This window comes from Streptomyces sp. 8K308, from assembly GCF_004348315.1.
Classification (GTDB): Bacteria; Actinomycetota; Actinomycetes; order Streptomycetales; family Streptomycetaceae; genus Streptomyces.
This window is the reverse complement of sequence record NZ_SMKC01000670.1, coordinates 1-888: the sequence shown is the minus strand read 5'-3', so window position 1 is coordinate 888 and position 888 is coordinate 1. Positions and strand designations below refer to the sequence as shown.

The 888-nt window shown below is 62.0% G+C and carries 1 protein-coding gene; it reads right to left on the bottom strand.

Annotated elements, in window-relative coordinates; all coding sequences use genetic code 11:
• Window positions 1-15 precede the first annotated feature (15 nt).
• Complete coding sequence (locus E1265_RS36565; RefSeq protein WP_132935226.1) at window positions 16-675, bottom strand: hypothetical protein; 660 nt, start codon at window positions 673-675, stop codon at window positions 16-18.
• Between the last annotated feature and the right edge of the window lie 213 nt (window positions 676-888).

Here is an 888-nt window from a genome sequence, read left to right as displayed (position 1 = left end):
TCGACGAGGGGGCCGTCACCTGGCTGCGAAGGACTGCTCCGTACGGTGGAGGTGCTCGACCATCGTCAGGGCGGCCTGCTGGCTGGCGTCAGACAGGTGGAACGCGTGCCGTGTGATCTCGCGGACCGTGTCAATCTTCAGAGCTGCCAGGAGTTCCGGGTCTCCGGCGATTTCGTCGAGCATCTTCCTCTGGTCTTCGTTCAGTAGCCGCAAACGTAGAGCCATTTCTCGAATCTCCTCGCCCCCGAGGCTTTCCAGTAGTTGGACCTTGCCGAGCAGTCCTTGAATGGTGGCCAGATCGGCGGTGCTGTCGTCCACTCCTTGGAGCTGGATCGATCGCACTCCGCTGCGTCCGATCGCGTGCAGCAACTCCAGTTCCGACTCCAGTTGTTCGAAGTCAGCCTCGTCGTCGGCAAGGTAGGCAACAGGAACCTTGAAGTACAGCGCCAGGGCTCGTAGATGGTGCAGCTTCGGGTTCGTCGTTCTGCCGGTTACCAGTTCCCAGAAGTACGGGCCGGAGATGGAGACGCCGGTAACTTCAGCGATCTGGCGCGCGGTGATCTCGTACGACGGCGGCAGCTCTCCTCGGGGGACCTTCATTTCGCGGAGTAGCTGCAACTTCTCCGCCAGGGTGCGGGGCCTTGTGCGTGTGCTTTCGCGCTCTTTCGCTGGCATTGGCACCGCTCCTTCCTCGCGCGAGGTATTCGGGGTCTGGGCGCAGCTTATCGCCGGTGTCAGGCCACCGCTGGCCAGCTGGTGTGAGAAGCCGTATCTCAACCGGACGGTATCGGTTGATTCTTGCTGGTCAGGCATGGATTTGCTCGGGGTGAGGGAGGGATGCGGCGTCTTGTGTCCACTTCATGACCGAGGGGTGCGCGGTGGCGTTGG